This is a genomic window from Tateyamaria omphalii (genome assembly GCF_019802125.1).
GTDB classification, from domain to species: Bacteria; Pseudomonadota; Alphaproteobacteria; order Rhodobacterales; family Rhodobacteraceae; genus Tateyamaria; species Tateyamaria omphalii_B.
The window spans coordinates 649,246-668,542 of sequence record NZ_JAHVHT010000003.1; the positions used below are offsets into that span (position 1 = coordinate 649,246).

The 19,297-nt window shown below is 60.0% G+C and carries 16 protein-coding genes; 7 read left to right on the top strand and 9 right to left on the bottom strand.

The features are described 5' to 3' along the window. The first annotated feature begins 3 nt into the window (after positions 1–3). The 3 genes from KUV51_RS15660 to KUV51_RS15670 all read left to right on the top strand — a co-directional run bounded on the left by KUV51_RS15660 (position 4) and on the right by KUV51_RS15670 (position 2,951). Positions 4–1,083: a transporter substrate-binding domain-containing protein gene (locus tag KUV51_RS15660; protein ID WP_218463021.1), complete on the top strand. Its 1,080-nt coding sequence runs from the start codon at positions 4–6 to the stop codon at positions 1,081–1,083. Further along, complete coding sequence (locus KUV51_RS15665) at positions 1,083–2,135, top strand: transporter substrate-binding domain-containing protein (protein WP_218463020.1); 1,053 nt, start codon at positions 1,083–1,085, stop codon at positions 2,133–2,135. The genes KUV51_RS15660 and KUV51_RS15665 overlap by 1 nt, the downstream gene beginning before the upstream one ends. A gap of 105 nt (positions 2,136–2,240) precedes the next feature. Next, on the top strand, positions 2,241–2,951 hold the full coding sequence (locus tag KUV51_RS15670; protein WP_218463019.1) for an alpha/beta fold hydrolase: 711 nt from the start codon (positions 2,241–2,243) through the stop codon (positions 2,949–2,951). 27 nt (positions 2,952–2,978) lie between these two features. Here the strand turns inward: KUV51_RS15670 and KUV51_RS15675 are convergent, their stop codons facing one another. The 3 genes from KUV51_RS15675 to phaZ all read right to left on the bottom strand — a co-directional run bounded on the left by KUV51_RS15675 (position 2,979) and on the right by phaZ (position 7,035). Continuing rightward, a complete protein-coding gene (locus tag KUV51_RS15675) occupies positions 2,979–5,090 on the bottom strand; it encodes a hypothetical protein (RefSeq protein WP_218463018.1) in 2,112 nt (703 codons plus the stop codon). A gap of 83 nt (positions 5,091–5,173) precedes the next feature. Continuing rightward, on the bottom strand, positions 5,174–5,755 hold the full coding sequence (locus KUV51_RS15680) for a DUF6151 family protein (protein WP_218463017.1): 582 nt from the start codon (positions 5,753–5,755) through the stop codon (positions 5,174–5,176). 5 nt (positions 5,756–5,760) lie between these two features. Continuing rightward, complete coding sequence (gene phaZ / locus KUV51_RS15685; protein WP_218463016.1) at positions 5,761–7,035, bottom strand: polyhydroxyalkanoate depolymerase; 1,275 nt, start codon at positions 7,033–7,035, stop codon at positions 5,761–5,763. Between the two features lie 148 nt (positions 7,036–7,183). Between phaZ and KUV51_RS15690 the strand changes: the two genes are divergently transcribed. Next, the gene (locus tag KUV51_RS15690; RefSeq protein WP_218464873.1) at positions 7,184–8,989 is read left to right on the top strand and encodes a PHA/PHB synthase family protein; all 1,806 of its coding nucleotides are present in this window, start codon (positions 7,184–7,186) and stop codon (positions 8,987–8,989) included. A gap of 142 nt (positions 8,990–9,131) precedes the next feature. After that, positions 9,132–9,578: a phasin family protein gene (locus KUV51_RS15695; RefSeq protein WP_218463015.1), complete on the top strand. Its 447-nt coding sequence runs from the start codon at positions 9,132–9,134 to the stop codon at positions 9,576–9,578. 89 nt (positions 9,579–9,667) lie between these two features. Here KUV51_RS15695 and KUV51_RS15700 read toward each other — a convergent pair whose 3' ends face one another. Next, on the bottom strand, positions 9,668–10,540 hold the full coding sequence (locus KUV51_RS15700) for a LysR family transcriptional regulator (RefSeq protein WP_218463014.1): 873 nt from the start codon (positions 10,538–10,540) through the stop codon (positions 9,668–9,670). 102 nt (positions 10,541–10,642) lie between these two features. Here KUV51_RS15700 and KUV51_RS15705 point away from each other — a divergent pair, with 102 nt between their 5' ends. Together KUV51_RS15705 and phaR are read left to right on the top strand one after the other, a co-directional pair. Further along, on the top strand, positions 10,643–11,533 hold the full coding sequence (locus tag KUV51_RS15705; RefSeq protein WP_218463013.1) for an epimerase: 891 nt from the start codon (positions 10,643–10,645) through the stop codon (positions 11,531–11,533). 125 nt (positions 11,534–11,658) lie between these two features. Then, a complete protein-coding gene (phaR, locus tag KUV51_RS15710; RefSeq protein ID WP_218463012.1) occupies positions 11,659–12,216 on the top strand; it encodes a polyhydroxyalkanoate synthesis repressor PhaR in 558 nt (185 codons plus the stop codon). A gap of 253 nt (positions 12,217–12,469) precedes the next feature. On the opposite strand, the gene KUV51_RS15715 is transcribed toward phaR, so the two are convergent. The 5 genes from KUV51_RS15715 to KUV51_RS15735 form a co-directional block, all read right to left on the bottom strand. Then, positions 12,470–14,080, bottom strand: coding sequence for a calcium-binding protein (locus tag KUV51_RS15715; protein WP_218463011.1), 1,611 nt, complete (start codon positions 14,078–14,080; stop codon positions 12,470–12,472). Positions 14,081–14,605: 525 nt separating this feature from the next. Beyond that, positions 14,606–15,784, bottom strand: a complete 1,179-nt coding sequence (locus tag KUV51_RS15720; protein WP_218463010.1) for a DegT/DnrJ/EryC1/StrS family aminotransferase — start codon at positions 15,782–15,784, stop codon at positions 14,606–14,608. Positions 15,785–15,873: 89 nt separating this feature from the next. Continuing rightward, entirely contained in the window at positions 15,874–17,172 is a 1,299-nt protein-coding gene (locus tag KUV51_RS15725) for an NAD(P)/FAD-dependent oxidoreductase (protein ID WP_218463009.1), read from the bottom strand. A gap of 46 nt (positions 17,173–17,218) precedes the next feature. Further along, the gene (locus tag KUV51_RS15730; RefSeq protein ID WP_218463008.1) at positions 17,219–18,580 is read right to left on the bottom strand and encodes a glutamine synthetase family protein; all 1,362 of its coding nucleotides are present in this window, start codon (positions 18,578–18,580) and stop codon (positions 17,219–17,221) included. Continuing rightward, entirely contained in the window at positions 18,573–19,262 is a 690-nt protein-coding gene (locus KUV51_RS15735) for a type 1 glutamine amidotransferase (protein ID WP_218463007.1), read from the bottom strand. The genes KUV51_RS15730 and KUV51_RS15735 overlap by 8 nt, the downstream gene beginning before the upstream one ends. Positions 19,263–19,297: the final 35 nt, after the last annotated feature.

The window sequence follows — 19,297 nt, forward strand, 5'->3', positions numbered from 1 at the left end:
GCAATGAAACGATTCTTGGGGGCGGCGGCGCTTGCGCTGGCCGCATCTGCTACCGTTGCAGCAGCACAGTCATGCGGGGGTATCTACACGGTGCAGCGCGGTGACAGCCTGTCGCTGATTGCCGATCGGCAGTACAAGAACGCCTCGACCTGGACCGAAGTGCACCGCAACAATCTGTCGGTGATCGGCGAGAACCCCAATGCACTGCGCGTGGGCATGGAATTGCGGCTGGGCTGCATTGATGGACTGCCGGTGGGCTTGCCGGGCGCCAATGCGCCCGTCGTCGCAGCGCCAGCGATCCAGACAGCATCGGCTGCTGCCCCGTCGCGTCGCAAACTGGAACAGTCCATCAACCTCGTGACCGCCGGTGACTTTGCCCCCTTCACCGACCAGGCGCTGGAAAACGAGGGGCTGATCACTGACGTGGTGCGCACCGCCATGCAAAGCTCGCAATCGGCCGACAATTACAACGTCCACTGGGTCAACGACTGGTCTTCGCACCTCGATCCGCTGATGACCAATGCGATGATGGACATGGCCTTTCCCTGGTACAAACCCGATTGCGCGGGCTCGCCCGACAATTACCGCTGCACGAACTTCCACTTCTCCGACCCGATGTTCGAGATGCTGATCCTGCTTTTCGTGGACAAGGCGCGGCCCATCCCCTTCGCCCAGGACAGCGACATCGAAGGGCGTACGCTCTGCCGTCCGGCGGGCTATTTCACCCACGACCTCGACCGTGCCGACCGCCGCTGGATTTCCGATGGCAAGATCACCCTGAAACAGCCGCAGACCGTCAAGGGGTGCTTTGACATGCTCGTCTCGGGTGAGGTCGACGCAGTCGCCATGAACGAATTTACAGGCCGCGCCGCGATCAAGGATCTGGGGCTGAAGGATCAGGTCGAAGTGGTGCAGGGGCGCCCGATCTCCATCGAAGGGCTGCATGTGCTGGTTCACAAGGATCACCCGCAAGCCGATGCGCTCGTATCGACGATCAATGGTGGCCTCGACGCAATCAAGCTGTCGGGCGAATACCAGCAGGTGATCGACCGGCACATGTCCAAGATCTGGGCGGAGTTCTGATGTCCTTGCGCACCTTCGCCTTGTCGGTAACGGCCACGCTCGGTGTCGGATCCGCCGCCATGGCGTGCGAACCCTCCGTCGTCGTGGCGCCCGGCGACACGCTCTTTTCCATCGCCGAGGATCACTTGGGCGATCTCTCTCGTTGGTCGCTCATCTTCTACAACAATCCCGACATCCAGGGCGGCAGTCTCTTGGACCTGCCCGCGGGGACGGTGCTGTCGATCCCGTGCCCCAATGTCGCCGCCCAGCCCGCAGCACCCGCGCCGGTGGTCGAGGCAGACCCCAAGCCATTGCAGCAGGACACCGAGGCGGAAATCAGGCTCGTCACCGCATCGAACTACGCGCCTTTCACCGACCTTAGTTGGCCGGGGCAGGGGATGCTGACCGAACTGGTCAATGCCGCGTTCGAGGCAACGCCGAACCCGCTCACATACTCCATCGAATGGGAAAATGACTGGTCCAAGCACCTCTTTCCCATGCTCGACAGCAAGGAGTTCGACATGGGGTTCCCGTGGTTCAAGCCCGACTGCGCGGGCAACCCGTCGAACGAACGCTGTGCAAATTTCCATTTCTCGGACCCGCTGGTTGATCTGGTCATCCTGCTCTTTGCGCGCAGCGATAACCCGTTCAACTTCGATCAGGACAGCGACCTGCACGGCAAGACGCTGTGTCGTCCCGCAGGCTATTTTACCCATGACCTCGACCGCGCCGACAGACGGTGGTTGTCCGAGGGGCTGGTGATGCTGAAACAGCCCGCCACACCCGATGACTGTTTCAACATGCTGGTCGCGGGTGAGGTCGACGCGGTGGCTTTGAACGAGTTTCTGGGCGTGCAGAAGATGTTCGAGATGGATCTGACCGACCAGGTCGCGCCCTTGTCGCGGCCCGTGTCGGTCGAGGGCTTGCATGTCCTTATTTCGAAAAAGCATTGGCGGGGGACCGCGCATCTCTACCGCTTCAACGCAGGTCTTGCGCGACTTAAGCAATCAGAGCGCTATAACGAGATCGTCAGCCGCCATTTGGCGCTGTTCTGGGATCAGATCAAAAACTGAGACGCAGCAGGGCTTGCCGCGCCTGTTCGGTCGGGTCATGGTTAACAAAAAGTAAACGACAAGGCGTAGACAGGCAGACGATGGCAGCAGTTGCAGGGCAGGGGCATGGCTGAACCCCTTGTTTTTCTTCCCGGGATGATGTGCGACGCGCGGCTCTTCGGCCCGCAGATCGCCGAGCTGTCCTCCGAGTTCTCCGTCATGGTCGCGCCCGTTACCCGCGGGGAACGGATCGAGGAGATCGCAAGCGGCCTGCTCGACGAATTACCCCAGCGCTTCGCGCTCGCGGGTCTGTCGATGGGCGGGATCGTGGCGATGGAGCTTCTGCGCCGCGCCCCTGACCGGATCACACGGCTCGCGCTGATGGACACCAACCCGCTGGCCGAGACACCCCAGATCGCTGCCGCGCGCGAGCCGCAGATCGTCAAGGTGCGCACGGGCCGGATGCACGAGGTGATGCGGGATGAGATGAAGCCGAACTACCTGGCCCCCGGTCCTTACGTCGACGAGATCCTGGCGCTGGTCATGGACATGGCCGACGCGCTTGGCCCCGAGGTGTTCGTGCGCCAATCCCGCGCGTTGCAACGCCGTCGCGATCAGCAGGGGACGCTGCGCAAGTGCAAGGTGCCGACGCTCGTGATGTGCGGCGCACATGATGCGCTTTGCCCGGTCAAGCGGCACACGTTCATGGCTGAGTTGATTCCAGGCGCCGAGTTGAAAATCCTGGAGGATGCGGGGCATCTACCCACGCTGGAGGCACCGGCAGAAACGACGCGGGCCTTGCGTGATTGGCTGAAACAGCCGCTGATCCTGCGATAATGTCGGGCTGTCAGTTGAAACTCCGCGCTAGCCGGATGTGATCACCACTTTGCCTTGGGGCCGGTCGAACAGTTCGAACCCAACGTCCTCCCACATGCGGGTCCAGACCTCGTAGTCGGTGAAATACCCCAAATGACCCGCGGCGTTGACGTCGAGGTTCTGCGCCACACCCGTGTCTTCATCGATGCGTGTGCCGACATAGTCGTCAATTCGGTAGATGTTGTGCCAGACGAGGCCATCCGGCATCTTGTCCGTCGTCACCTTGAACGCGTGCGGAAAGTAGTGGCGATAGACCTGCGTTACCGGCGAGCCCATGGTGATCAGGGTGATGGGCGGATTGCCATGCTCAGCAAGCAGGTCATGGACACGAGAGTTTTGCAGCATCTGGGTCGAAATCACCGTGCCTTGCGAATGTGAAATGATGGTGATCCGCGATGGTGTCATCGTCTGAAGCGTGTAGTGCAGCACCTTTGTGAAACGGCGATTGATGTCGTTGCGCAGAATGAAATTCGCGCGGTACTTTCCGGTCTTCACGCGGCAGATGCATCGCGCCTGCACCGCATAGGAGACTATGTCGCGGACCACACCCAGCGCACCCGCCACGAAGGACGGAAAGTTATAGATCAACACGCCCAAGCCCAGAGCGATCGCTCCGATGGTGCCATTGCGGGCATCGTTGAAGGCCACAAGGTCCATCGCCGCGCGGACGATTGTCCCCTCGGCCATGAAGGCAAAGCTGAACCGTTCAAGAAAAAGCGCGACAGCCAAGACAAATACAGCGACGACGAACAGTTTCAGAAGAAATGACAGGAACGGATGCAGGATGACCCGGCTGATCCATGGCGAGGGGTCTTTGGCGCTCAGTTTGCCGCGGCTGAAGCGGCGCACGAACACCAGGGCAAAGGCCGCCAGCAGAAATATCCCCAAAGCGTATATGGACAGGCCAAGCGTATCTTGTGCGTCCCCGAACTGGCGGTGAAAGACACCGTGCAAAAAGCCGTCGGGTTGGTGGGCGTCGTTGATCGCGGTGTTTGGCGGGTGCCCACGTTCTGTGCTGAGACGGGCAACCAGACTTTGGAACAGGAGCCAGAATGACGATGTGAAGGTCATCCAGAACATGATCATTGCGCCGACGATCGCCGGGTAAAGGGTATCGGATTGTTCGTTTTTCGGCGCATCCAGGGATCGTGGCAGGAAAAAACTGCTGAACAGAACGATGAAACCCAGGGTGATGGTCAGAAACCAGGATGCTTCAAGAAGTTTCACAGTATACGTAACGACGCACTCCAGGGATCCGTTCGGGTCTGCCCGTTGTCGAAAACTGTCGAGTACATCAGCGGGAGGCGAACAGAGCGGCCCTCCGGCGCCTCCGAACCAAGGCAGTATGGACGCGTGTGCCGTTTCGATACCGTGTGCGAGCCACGCCATCAGCGGCACCTGGTATGCGACCCAGATCAGAACGATCAGCGCGCCGAAAGCGGCAAGGCCGATGGTGAATATTCGAATGAGATAGCTGAGCCGCGCAACAGCCAGGATCAGTCCGGCGATGGCCAGAGCAATCAGCCCCTGCCCCAGCAGGGTAAGTGCCGTCGGGACATGAACGCCAATGTCGAGCGGCGTCACGTCGATCAACAGCAACAATGCCCCGATCAACAGGATCGCGTTCAGCGGTGCGACGAGCCCATAGAACGCCCATGTGAACCCGTGAAACAGCGCGATAGACGACTTCGTACGTGTGTTTTCGACATTGTCCATGCCGATGTATCCCAGCCCGAGAATGACGCTGAGCAGATCAAAAGCGGTGCGGAAAAATCCGTGAGGTGCAGGCGACTTGTCGGCCCAGAACACCTCGGCAAAGACTGTTTCGTTTGTGGTATCCTGACTTTGCGCTGGTCGCACGCGGCGCAGGTTCACAGGAAACAGCTTGGCGTTGCGTGGGCTTCCGTCGAATTCCCGTTCGGGCAGTTCGATCAGGTCGCGGTAGACATCAACGGGTCCATTGCTTCTGCGTTCTCTTGGTATTTCCTTGCTACCGCCATCGACCAGGTCGGTTGTGGCTGCTCCGACAATTGCATCCACGGTGTCGCCCGGTTTTTGCTCACCAATGCCATGCACGGCGAGGATCAGGTGCCTTCCCATGACGCGCCTCAATAGATTTAACCAATAGCGGGAATTTAGCAGCACCAATGGCCGCTGCGTCAAGACTTCTGAGGAATCGGTGATCAGGCTTGCGGTGGGTAAACCGCCGCGCGCTCAGTGTCTGTCAGGACATAAATGTCGCGGACCGCTTGCCCATCGGGCGTGAAAAACGGGGTCTGTTTCCACTTCCCGCCAATACGCCGAGGAAGCGCACGGGCGATCACACAGAACAGGAACTTCAATCCGCCTTCGTGTCCGCGTTTACCATTGGCCTTGCGGACAAATGCGCGCGCCTTGATCGGCCCGAGAGGACTGTCATCTTTCAACCGGTCGGTTCGAAACGAGGCAAAGGCCAGTTTCGGACTGCGCGCAGTGTTGAACATGATCGACCCGCAGCAGCGTGCGTGCCAGCGCAGGAGCCCCTTTTCTGAAAGGGAAAAGACGGCGAGCTGATCTTCGCCCGAGTCAAAGCGCACACGATCCGGCACGGTCTGGTAGACTTGGACGGCACCCGGTGCCGGATCAGGTTGGCCCGCATGAAGTTCGGTGGCGCGGCAATCGTGGCAGAAACACTCGGCGCGCGTACCGTTTGACGGTGACACGCCCAGAAGCGTGCCGCGCAGTTTTCCACAATCGCAGGCAAAGGGGAGATCCGCGCCCGCCATGACGACTATGCCGCCTGGTTCTTGTTCGCAGCCTTCTTGCTTGGCGGTGGCGGTGAATTGGCGTCGATGAAATCAAGAACCAGAGGCCGGATGTTGTTGCGCCAGCTCTTGCCTGCGAAAATCCCGTAGTGACCTGCGCCGGGCTCAACGTGGCTCGCCTTTTTCTCGTCCGGCAGGCCGGTGCAGAGATCGAGTGCTGCCACGCATTGTCCTGGGGCAGAGATATCGTCATTCGCGCCTTCGACGGTCTTTACCGCAACGGTGGTGATCTTGCCGATGTCGACTTGCTTGCCGTTGACGGTGAACATGTTCTTGGCGATCTCGCCTCGTTTGAAGATGCGTTCGACCGTGGACAGGTAGAATTCAGCCGTCATGTCCATGACAGCCAGGTATTCGTCATAGAAGCGGTTGTGCTTGTCGTGGTCGCTCGCCTCGCCCCGTGCGGCGCGGCCGATCTGGTCGGTGAACGCCTTGGAGTGCTTTTCGGCGTTCATCGACATGAAGGATGCGAGTTGCAGCAGGCCCGGATAGACCATGCGCCCGACGCCCTTGTATTTGAAGCCGACCCGCTGGATCATCATTTCCTCGAGCTGGCCCATGGTGACGCGGCGGCCGAAGTCGGTCACGTCCGTCGGCGTCGCGTCGGGGTCGATGGGACCGCCGATCAGGGTGAGGGAGGCGGGCTGCGCCTTGGGGTCTTCCTCGGCCAGGTAGGCGGTGGCGGCCAGTGTCAGCGGTGCGGGTTGGCACACGGCGATCACGTGGGTGTCGGGGCCAAGCTCGCGCATGAAGTCGACGAGGTAGAGGGTGTAGTCCTCGACATCGAACTTGCCGGCGCTGACGGGGATGTCGCGCGCGTTGTGCCAGTCGGTGATGTAGACCTCGCAATTGACGAGCAGCGATTTGACGGTCGAGCGGAGGAGGGTGGCGTAGTGGCCGGACATGGGTGCCACCAGCAGGATCTTGCGGGGCTGGGTCTTGCGGCCCGAGACATTGAAGTGGATGAGGTCGCCGAAGGGCTTTTCCATCACCTTCTCGATGTTCACGAGGTGGTCGCGACCGTCTTCGCAGGTGAAGGTGCGGATGCCCCAGTCAGGCTTGGCCACCATGCGTTCGAAGGTGCGTTCGGTCACCTCGCCCCAGGCCGACATCATCTGAAGGGCCGGGTTGGGCAGGGCGGCGAAGGCGGGGTAGGCGCCGATGGCCCGTGCGGTTGCTCCCAACCATTGATTGGTGTTGCGGACCGTTTCCATGAGATCGTAGCTCATCATGTAGCGCATGGCGCTCTCCTTCACTCTAGGGGCGGGTACGCACTCCCGCATTGGACGGTTTGTCGCTTTGCCCCCTGAAACATGCGACCATACATGTACAACCAACACGCGCACGCGCATTTGCTGCACGTGCAAAGACTACGGGGAAGACGTTAACATGACAACCAAGGACACTACCGATGGTGCTGTCACAGGCGAAAACCTCGATAAATTGAACACAAATCTCCGGAAGGTTGAGGAGCTCACACAGCGACTCACCCAGGTTTTGACGCACCGCAGCACGCACAACGCGGCGCTTGATGGCCCGAATCAGGAATTGTTTCAGAAAGCGGCTTCGGCCTACTGGACCGAAGCCTTTCGCGATCCGGCCAAGGTGCTGGAACACCAGCTTCAGTTCTGGTCGAAATCCGTCACTCATTTCGTCGAGGCGCAGCAGGCGCTGGCGCAGGGCAAGTTGCAGGCCCCCGCCGATCCCGGACCGAAAGACCGCCGCTTTGCCAACCCGCTCTGGGACACGCACCCCTATTTCAACTACGTCAAGCAGCAGTACCTGATCAACGCGGACGCGATCGCGCAGGCGGTTGAGGACGTGTCGGATATGGACCCGGTCGAAAAGCAGCGCCTCGCCTATTTCTCCCGTCAGATCGTGGACATGATGGCGCCGACCAACTTCCTCGCCACCAACCCCGATGCGCTGGAAAAGGCCGTCGCGACCGAGGGGCAAAGCCTGATCGACGGGCTGGAGAACCTGATTTCCGATCTCGAAGCCAACAATGGCGAGCTGATCGTGAAGCTGGCCGATGACAAGGCGTTCGAGTTGGGCGGCAACATTGCCACCACGCCGGGCAAAGTCATCTACCGCAACCGGATGATGGAACTGATCCAGTACACGCCAACGACAGAGAAGGTACACAAGACCCCCGTCGTGCTGTTCCCGCCCTGGATCAACAAGTTCTATATCCTCGATCTGAAACAGCAGAACAGCCTGGTGAAGTGGATCGTGGAGCAGGGGCACACCCTGTTTGTCGTGTCCTGGGTCAACCCCGATGCGGCCTATGCCGGGGTCGGGCTCGAGGATTACGTCGAGGACGGGTACCTGGCGGCGATCCGGGAGGCCAAGGCCATCACGGGCCAAAGCCAGGTGAACGCCATCGGCTACTGTATCGCCGGGACGACCTTGTCCCTAACGCTCAGCCTGCTGAAGCAGCGCAAGGACAAGTCGATCAAGTCGGCCACCTTCTTCACCGCGCTGACGGATTTCAGCGATCAGGGAGAGTTCACGCCGTTCCTGACCGACGACTTCATCGACGGGATCGAAGCGGAATGCGCGGACAAGGGCATCCTGCCATCCGTCATCATGGCACGGACGTTCACGTTCCTGCGCTCCAACGACCTTGTCTATACGCCCGCCATCAAAAGCTACATGATGGGAGAGACGCCGCCCGCCTTTGATCTGCTCTACTGGAACGGGGACGGGGCGAACCTGCCCGAGAAGATGGCGATGCAATATCTGCGCGGACTGTGTCAGCGGAATGAACTGGCCGAGTGCGGTTTTGAGCTTTTGGGTCACACGCTGAAATTGTCGGACATTGACGTGCCGCTGTGCGCCATCGCCTGCCAGACGGATCACATCGCGCCGTGGAAAGACAGCTACCGCGGGATCCAGCAGATGGGGTCGAAGGACAAGACCTTTATCATGACCCAATCGGGTCATATCGCGGGCATCGTGAATCCGCCCAGCAAGAACAAGTACGGCCACTATACGAACCCGGATCTTACCCTCGATCACAAAGACTGGCAGGAGACCGCGGACTTCAACGAAGGGTCCTGGTGGCCGCGCTGGGGCGCCTGGCTGAAAAAGCGGGGCGGGGCGATGGTCAAGGCCCGCGAGCCGGGTGATTCTGCCCACCCTGTGCTGGAAGATGCGCCCGGAACCTACGTGACGGTCAAGGCAAGACCCTGAAATTCCTGATCCTTTCCGCTACGGAAATTATTTTTTCTGCACTGCAGCAAAAACCTTGATATGCTGCAGCGCAGCATGTATATTTTGTGCAGACGCAGAAACACCGGGATGATCCGGCACAGGCGCAAAAGGATTGAAGACAATGGCTAAGCAACAAGACATGACCGCAATGTTCAAAGACATGATGGGTGCATTCCCCGTGGACACAGCGGCCATGGAAGACGCATTCAAAACAGCAACCACGCTGAACGAAAAACTGAGCCACGTGGCAATCGACGCGGCTGAAAAGTCGACCGAGATTTCCTCGAAGTGGACCAAAGAAACTCTGGCGAAACTGGGCGACATGTCCAAAGCCAAGGCAGAGCCTGCCGACTACGCCAAAGCCATGACCGATTTCGCATCGGCCTATGCTGAAGTGACAGCCGAGCACATGGCCGCCTTCGCTGAAGTTGCCAAGAAAGTGCAGATGGACACCGTCGAGCTGATGATGGCCGCAGGCAAAGACATGAGCGAAGACGCGCAAGCAGCCGTCAAGAAAGCCACCGGCGACATGACCGCCGCGGCCAAGAAGGCTGCTGCTGCGAAGTAAGTCGCACAAAGATATATCGCGCCAACTTTCCTCCCTGAAAGGCGCGGTGACTATGGCGGGCCACATTTGGCCCGCCTTTTTCCTTTGGATCAGGCGAGGTGCCGCGCCAGCCAGTCATACACCCGCCGCACCCGCGGGATTCGGCGCACGTCTGGATGTGCTGTGAGCCACAGCGGCATGGTGCCTGCATCCTCATCCCGTGAAACGCGGATCACGCGGCTGTCGGCATCCCCGACGCGCCGCGGCGCAAAGCCGATCCCGTATCCGGCAATCACCATGTGCCAGCACAGCACCTGATCATCGCTGCGAAACGCAAAGAAATCGCGGCCGACTTTGAGCCCGCGCTGTGCAAATGCTTCAATGATCAGTGTGCTGCGGTCATAGCCGACCAGGCTGTGATGGTGCAGGTCTTGCAGTGTGTCCGGGGCACCGTGCCTTTCGATGTAAGCCGGTGCGGCATAGGCACCAAGCGGCAGGTCGGTGATGTGCCGGGCGATCACGTCCGGCTGCGTGGGCCGGTACATGCGCAGCGCGATGTCCGCCTCGCGTCGCAACAGGTTTTCTGTGGTGTCCGAGGCGACGACCTCGATCTCGATCCCCGGGTATGTGGTGTGAAGATCCGACAGGATCGGGGGCAGAATGAAGTTCGCCACCACATGGCTGGCCGTAAGCCGCACCGTGCCGGCAATGTCGGTGCCGTGCCCATCGCGGGTCGTGTCGAAGCGTGCTGCTGCGTCGGCCATGGCGGTGGCGTGCGCGAGAAGGTCTGTGCCTTCATCGGTCAGGATCATGCCGCCGCGCGACCTGTCGAAGAGCCGCGTTCCGAGTGTCGCTTCGAGCTGGGCGATATGCCGGCTGAGCGTCGGCTGGCTGCTGCCCTGGGCGCGCGCGGCAGCAGAGAGCGAGCCGTGTTCCGCAACGGCGGCAAAGGATTGTATCTGGGACCAGTCAGGTTGGGTCATCTATTCAATTTTGTATGGACCGTGTCATCTTGATCCAAATGATATTCGAAAATAGGTGATTTAGATAGGGGGCAGATCAAGCGTTTTAAGGAGATCTGTTCCATGTCGTCAGTGATTGTTTTGGGCGTGAAAGGCCGGTTCGGACGCGCGGCCGCGGATGCCTTTGCCGAGGCCGGGTGGCGGGTCACTCGTGCCGGGCGCGGATTGAGCGGAGAAGGCTGCGTGGACGTCGATGCCACGGAGACCGCCGCCGTGGTGTCGGCTTGCGCGGGCCATCAGGTGATCGTCAACGCGGTCAATCCGCTTTACCATCACTGGGCCGACACCGTGCCGCGGGTGACGGAGGCCGTCATTGTGGCGGCGCGTGCGGCGGATGCCACCGTGATGATACCGGGCAACATCTACAATTACGGGCGCGACATGCCCCCGATGCTGACCGAAGACACCCCATGGGGGGCGGAAACCCGAAAGGGCAAGATCCGAATCCGTATGGAGGAGGCTTATCGGGACAGCGGGGTGCGGACCATCGTGCTGCGGGGCGGTGATTTTCTGGACACCAAGGCGTCGGGCAACTGGTTTGAAAGCTATATCGCGCCCAAGGCGGGGCAGGGCAAGCTGACCTATCCCGGTCCGCGCCACCTTGTTCACGCCTGGGCTTATCTGCCGGATATGGCTCGGGCCATGGTGGCTTTGGCGGAGCGGCGGCTTGAGTTCGACGGGTTTGAAGAGTTCGGTTTCGGTGGCTATGCCCTGACCGGCCATGACCTGATCGCGCTGGTGGAAGATGTCATGGACAAGCCAATGCGTGTATCGCGCTTGCCTTGGTGGGCGGTGGGCGTGATGGGCCTGTGGTCGCCATTGATGCGCGAGGTGGTCGAGATGCAGTATATCTGGCACCGGCCGCATCAGGTTGACGGTGCAAAGCTGCGCGCGGCGCTGCCGGAGTTTCGCGAGACACCGGTTCGGGATGCCATCGCTACATCACTCTCCTAGCAAACGAAAGCGTATGGTGAGATGCAACAAACAGCCTGATTTGCCGCATCTGCACACACCCTTTCTTTTTGTCCACACCCCGCCTAAGCTGCGTTGCAGCACGCGGCATCGGGGAGATCAGGCACGTGACAGAAAAACCAGCACCCTTGTTGATCAAGCGGTATGCCAGCCGACGGCTCTACAACACGGAGACCAGCGACTATGTCACGCTGGAGGACATTTCGGGTTTTATCCGGGATGGGCGCGAGGTTCAGATCGTGGACCTCAAGACCGGCGATGACCTGACACGGCAGTATTTGCTGCAGATCATCGCGGAGCATGAAAGCCGTGGCGAGAGCGTCCTGCCGGTCGACGTGCTGAACGATCTGGTGCGCAGCTACATGGGCGGTGGGGCGTCCGTAGTGCCGCAATTCCTGCAAGCGTCGTTCGAGATGTTGCGTGATGGGCAAAGCAAGGTGATGGAGAACATGAACGCCATGAACCCCATGGCCAAGATGCCGGGGTTCGAGATGATGCAGGCCCAGCAGGAAGCCTTCATGAAGGCGATGACGGGCGGGCTCGGAACCGCTTGGGGATCGTCGGGCCCCGCACCGGAAGCCGAAGACAAGGATGACGGTGAGGATCTGGACGCCATCAAAAAGCAGCTTGCCGAGTTGCAGGACAAGCTGTCGAAATTGTCCTGAAGGATATTTCGTTCAGCCGTTCGCTTTTGCGTCGCCACCTGCTTGATGAACAAGGTAACGCCATGAATGCGAGTGTCGGCATGGCATGGCTGCGATACGTGGCCTGACCGAGAAACAGGAAACCATCATCCAAACGGTTCGTGACGCGAAGCCGACAAACCAGTGTCGCTTCGAAGACGATGCGACCTGGCCGCCTACGGTGGCGACGAGAAAGCCCAGCGTTCGTAAACGCTGGGTTCGTGCGCTTGTGACTTTACAGAATGAAGTCTTCGATACTCAGATCAGTTGTGCCGCGAACCAGAAAACCGGTGTCTGCCACGCCGTCTCCGTCGACGTCGACAAGAACTTGCGACGCTTTGCCATCAATTGTGACGATGCGGAACTCGGCGGTTGAGGATCCTGTAAAGTTATCGACCAGTTGGAGCGCCCCAGCGTCGCCAAGATCGGCGATGTCGATCTTGTCCTGGCCCTTTTCGAAATCCGCAATCACATCAGTCTCGCCAAAGGCCACAGCACTGTCAGCGACACTGTTGAAAACAAAGATATCCTCGCCGTCGCCGCCGTTCAGCACGTCGCGACCGGTACCGCCGGTGATGATGTCGTTGCCCGCGCCGCCGAACAGTTGATCGTCGCCCGCACCGCCATCAAGGGTATCGCTACCGGTTGAACCGGACAGCCTGTCTTTGCCAGAACCTCCGTCGAGTTTGTCGTCGTCTGCGCCACCTCGCAATGTGTCGTTGCCATTGCCGCCGTCGAGCTCATCATTGCCCGCGCCGCCGTTGAGCCTGTCGTCGCCATTTTCACCTATCAAGGTGTCGTTGCCGGCGTCACCGTCGAGTCTGTCGCCGCCGCCGCCGCCTCTCATCACGTCGTTGCCAGCGCCACCGAACAAGAGATCGTTGGCGCCGCCACCATCCACGCTGTCGTCTCCATCGCCAGCAAAGACACGATCAAAGCCGGAACCGCCAGAGATCATATCATCCCCGGCACCGCCGAAGAGGAGATCATTGCCCGCGCCGCCGTCCAGTACGTCGTCACCATCATCACCAGAGAGCCGTTCATTGGAATCACCGCCCAGCAGGGTGTCGTTTCCGCTGCCGCCGTGGACAACATCGGGTGTGATAGGATTGCGTGTTTCGCTATTGCGTGCATCAAACAGGTCATCGCCACCTTCGAGAAGGACATCGCCAATGATGAGGCCGTTATTGATGACCGTTTGACCGGTGTCGTTTCCCTTGATCGCGATTGAGTCGATGAGGTTACCGCCAGATATTATGTCATTGTTTCGTACAATACCGCCAACGGCACCTGCCGCGAACTCAATGCCAACGCCGTCCGTTACACCGCCATTGATGCTCAAATTGTTGATAATTTCGACATTATCCGACGCAACAACAATACCTGTTTTGGCCCGAATGAACCCGTTGTTCACGATCAGGTTGTTTTCACCCTCATCATATATGCCAACTCCGTCATCGAAATTGCCGGAAATGCTCCCCGAATTCAGAATGGTGTTGTTTGAGCCAACAGACTTTATTCCGGTGTTGCCCGAAATATCTGCAGGTTTCGAGTTCAGGATCAAATTGTCTGAACCGACCATATTGATACCGATGTCGGTGCCTTCGATATCACCGCCTTCGTTGTATATGATGCCGTCCGACACAGAGGCACTGATGCCGGTGCCAACCCCGTCGATGACGCCGAAATTCGTGATACTCAAATTGAGAGCCGATTCAACTGTCAAGGCTGCCGGAAGATCGCCGAGCTGGTTGGAAATCCTGACATCTTGATCGATCACGTACGGGCCAGGATCGGCTTCGAAAAACAGCCCTTCGTTGGTGGATTCGAGAAATTTGATACTCATCTATTGCTCCTGATTTATATCCGGTGCCTTTGTCGCGCCGGATGGGGTCAAAATGCCCAAGACGGTTTGATCGCCTGGACGTCTTCAAAGCGGAAACATGTAAGCTTGCGCAGCACGAACGTGCTCAGTGCAGACTGAAACAGTGGTTGGTCTGAATTATGATGTGCGTCCGTGCACCGCCTTCGATCGAAGCAAGAATGAGCCCGACCGAACTGGCGCTGTGCCCTTGGTGATGGCGACACGCAAACATGCGTGCCCCGACGGGCGTGGAAAACTTACTAAAATATATTTCGCGCTAATAGTTTGCCGACCGCAGCCGACACACGCAGCAGTAGCAAGGCACCGCATAGGTTGGAATGCGGGATTTTATTCGGCGCTGGGGGTGTGAGCGCGAATTCGCCCGCGTCTGGGCGCTTGTTTGCGCATGACGTTACGGCAGGCATGCGCCACCACTTGAAACGGACGATGGGGCTCAACACCCAGACCTGCGCGCCGGGTGTTGGAGGTTGTTGCAGGCAGTGGCCTTTAAGCTGCGCGCTGTTCCGTGGCTGAGGCAATGGCCAAGAGCAGCGCATCTGCCACTGCGTCGAGTGTGTCAGCGGAAAGATGCACAGGCAGGCGCACGTCACAAGCCCGCATCAGCATCGCCCGTGTTTGCGGCAGTTCAGGCAGATCTGGTATGAACTGCCAGTTCCAGAAGGCGCGTGCATTGTCCGTGCTGGCGCCGAAGACCTGAACTTTGACACCGGTCTGTGCTGCAGCTTCCACAAAGGCCGCGACCTGATTGTCGGTGACATTGACCAGATTGAACTGGATTGAATCCGGCGCACGCAACTCACCTGGCAGGGGGGCGGGCACGTGGATGTATGGGCTGTCCTCCAACAAGTTTGCCACGTGGTCGTGGTTGCGCCGCCCATCCTCGACCCGTTGCGCGAGGTGTGGCAACTGCGGGCGTATGACAGCCGCGCTCAGGTTCGACATGCGCAGATTGTAGAGCGGCCATTTGTTCTGATGTTTTGCAAAGGCGTCCTGCAGCACTGGGTGTTTCTTCCAGTTGTGCTCGTACGCGCCGGACATGATGATCGCGCGCGCCACCAGATCGGCGTCATCGGTGATCATGATGCCGCCTTCGCCTGCGTTGATCATCTTGTAGGACTGGAAGGAAAAGCAGCCGATGGCGCCGATGGTGCCAATCTTCTGCCCGTTCCACAGCGTGCCCAGCGAATGTGCCGCATCCTCGATCACCGGGACTTGGGCCGCGCGGCACAGGGTCATGATCGCGTCCATGTCCGAGGTGTGGCCGCGCATGTGGCTGATGATGACGGCCTGCACCGTGGGCAGCTTGGCCACGAAGTCGTCGATGTCTATACGGTAGTCATCGCGCACTTCGCAAAGCACCGGCAGGCAGTCGGCGTGCAGAACGGACGAGGGTACGGCAGCAAATGTAAAGCCCGGGATCAGGACGCGCGCATCGCGGGGCAGGTCCAGCGCTTTGAGCGACAGGAACAGCGCGGCCGAGCAGGAGGACACGGCCAGCGCGAACTTGCTGCCCATCATCTCGGCGAACTCGGCTTCAAGCAGGGAGACCGGCGCATCCTGCGCTGCGGTGTAGCGGAAGAGATCGCCGGAGGTCAGGAGCCGGTCAATCTCGGCTCGGGCAGCGGCGGGGATGGGTTCGGCGGAGTGCATATCGGGCAGGGCCATATTTCAGAATCCTTATGCTCGGTTTTTGGTTTTCTAAATCCGATAGGCGCAAAAGGAAACGATTTTGTGACGCGAAGGCGGGATTGAGGTCAGATTCCCAGCCTGTCGCGCAGGCTGTACCAGGTCATCGCAAGCATCAGGAGCGGCGTGCGCAGGCGCGGGCCACCCGGAAACGGGATGGACGGAATAGCCGCCATGGCGTCGAACCCATCCGATTGACCCTGAATGGCCTGCGCCATCAACATACCGGCATGGGTTGCCGTCCCGACGCCGTGCCCTGAATAGCCCGAAGCGCTCAGCACATTGGGCGCCAGCCGTGCGAGATAGGGCAGGCGTTTCATCGTGATCGCCAGCGTCCCGCCCCATGCGTAGTCGATGGGCACATCTGCGAGGTGGGGAAAAATCTCGGACATGGGCGCGCGCACCTTTGCCGCGATGTCGGACGGGAAGCGGTAGCCATAGCTTTCGCCGCCGCCAAACAGCAGCCGGTTGTCATGGCTGAGCCGGAAATAGTTGATCACGAACCGATCATCGGCCACGGCGATGTCGCGCGTAAGCACGCGTGCAGTTTCCTCCAGTGGCGCGGTGGCGGCGATGAAGTTGTTGATCGGCATCACGCGGGCGGCGACGCGCCTGTTCAAGGTGCCCAGATAGCCATTGCACGCGAGGATGACGTGGTCTGCGGTAACTTTACCTGCGTCGCTCTCGACCGTGACCTTTGCGCCTTCGGTCATGCGCGTTACCGTGCTGCGCTCGCAGATCGTAACACCCGCATCTTCCGCCGCGCGCGCCAGGCCCAGGGCAAAGCGCAGTGGATGAAGGTGTCCTGACATCGGGTCAATCACACCGCCGCGATAGGCAGGCGACGGACAGATGGCGTGAAACCCGTCCCGGTCCAGCACCTCCAGCGGGTGGTCGTAGTGTCGGTCCATGTGGTCTGCATAGGCATGCAGGTCAACAACGTCCGCGTCACTCTCGGCGGTCCATGCCACACCGGGACGATACATACAGTCGATCCCATGGGCATCGATCAGATGCCGGACCAGATCGGTTGCCTCAAGGCCCAGATCCCACAGCTTACGGGCATCCGCCTTTCCCAGCATCTGCTCCAGATACGGCTGTTCGACCCGCTGCCCGGTCCCGAGCTGCCCGCCATTGCGCCCCGAGGCACCAAAGCCAACGCGCTGCGCCTCGAGCACGACAACGCGCCGCCCGGCTTGTGCCAGATGCAGGGCGGCGGACAATCCGGTGTAACCTGCGCCCACGACGCAGACATCGGCCTGCATTGGCCCCTGCAATGGCGCGCGTACATCCGGAATGTCAGCAGTGGCCGCATACCAACTGTCCGGATACGCGCCGGGCTGATCATTGGCGGTCAGAAGGTCCATGCTTCCCTGTTTCCAAAAAATCCTCCCCGAAGGGCCGGGTTGCCGCCTAGACGTTCAGCAGCAAATGCTCGCGCTCCCATGGGGAAATAACCTGCAGGAACTCGTCATACTCGGCCCGTTTCACGATGGAATAGACGCGGGCGAACTCTTCTCCCAACACCTCGTGCAGATCGGTCGCCTGATCAAAGAGATCGAGAGCAGAGCCCAGAACACGAGGGATGTCGCCATCCCCCTCGTAGGCATCGCCCCGGAACTGAGCCGAGGGCCGCTTTTCCTGAACTAGGCCCAGATAGCCGCAGGCCAGTGACGCTGCGATACCCAAGTAAGGGTTGCAGTCCATCCCTGCGATGCGGTTCTCAACCCGTCGCGCCTGCGGTTCAGACAGGGGGATGCGGATGCCGGTGGTGCGGTTGTCGCGGCCCCAGGCCAGGTTAATCGGGGCGGCATGGTCCTTCACGTAGCGGCGGTAGCTGTTGACGAAAGGGGCCATAACGGCAAGGGCAGAGGGCAGGTGGGTCTGCAAGCCCGCTATGAAGTGAAAGAACGCGTCGGTGTCGCCTTCCTGCGGGCCGACAAACAGGTTCTGGCCGGTCTCCATGTCGATGATCGAGTGATGGATGTGCATGGCACTTCCGGGCTCGCTCGCGATGGGTTTGGCCATGAAGGTGGCAAAGCAATCGTGGCGTAGCGCCGCCTCGCGGATCAGACGCTTGAAATAGAACACCTCGTCCGCGAGCTTGACCGGATCGCCGTGGCGCAGGTTGATCTCAAGCTGGCCTGCGCCGCCTTCCTGCGTGATGCCGTCGATCTCGAACCCTTGCGCTTCGGCGAAATCGTAGATGTCGTCGATCACCGGGCCAAACTCGTCCACGGCCGTCATCGAATATGCCTGCCGCGCGGCGGCCGGGCGTCCGGACCGGCCCACCATCGGCTCGATCTCTTGCGCCGGATCGAGGTTGCGTGCGATCAGGAAGAACTCCATCTCGGGCGCCACAACAGGTTTCCAACCCCTGTCCTTGTACAGCTGAACAACCCGTTTCAGCACGTTGCGCGGGGAGAAGGGCACAGGGTTGCCCTTGCGGTCATAGGCGTCGTGGATCACCTGAAGCGTCCAGTCGCCGGTCCACGGGGCGGCGGTGGCGGTGGACATGTCCGGCTTCAGGATCATGTCCTTTTCGATAAAGCCGTCCTCGTCCGCGGCTTCTCCCCAATCGCCGGTGATGGTCTGGTAGAAGATGCTGTCCGGCAGGTGGAAATAGTCCTGGCGCGCGAACTTGCTGGCGGGCACCGCCTTGCCCCGTGCGATGCCGGGCAGGTCGGCGATGATGCATTCAACCTCGTCCAGCCGTTTGCCTTCGAGGTATAGCTGCGCCGCTTCGGGCAATCCGGCTGTCCAGTGTTCAGACATCGACGCAGGCCCCCTGTTTGAGGAAAGCCGCCATGTCTTCGGCGATCCTGTTGCGCTGTGTTGGCGTGTCGAGCTGCGCGCGGGCTGTTTCAATCAGCGGGTCAGGGACCACACCCGGGGCACGATATTTGGTCAGGGCGTCGATCATGTCGGCCCCGAATTCGGGATGCGGCTGAACGGTCCAGATGCGGTCACCATAGACAAGTGCAGCATATTCGCAAAAGTCGTTGGACCCAATGACCTCTGCAGCCGGGGGCAATTCGACAACCTGATCCTGATGCCATGCATTCACGGCCAATGTTTCGCCCTTGTATGCATATTCGCGCCGTCCCACAGACCAACCGCCATCAAACTTGACCACCTTGCCCCCCATGGCCTGCGCTATGATCTGATGGCCGAAACAGACCCCGATCATGGGGCGGCCTGAGGCGTGAATGGCGCGGATCAGGTCTTCGAGCGGTGGAATGAACGGATGATCTTCGTACGCGCCATGTTTCGACCCCGTCACAAGCCAGCCATCGCAGGCGTTCGGCCCGTCGGGAAACTCCATATCCACGACATTGAAGGTTTGGAACTCAAAGCCGTGCCCGTCCAGGAGGCGCGCGAACATGGCGTCGTAGTCGCCCAAGCTGCCCAACACTTCGTCGGGCGCGTGGCCGGTTTGCAGAATGCCGATTTTCATGGATCACCCGATGGTTGCGCGGCGAAGATAGTGTG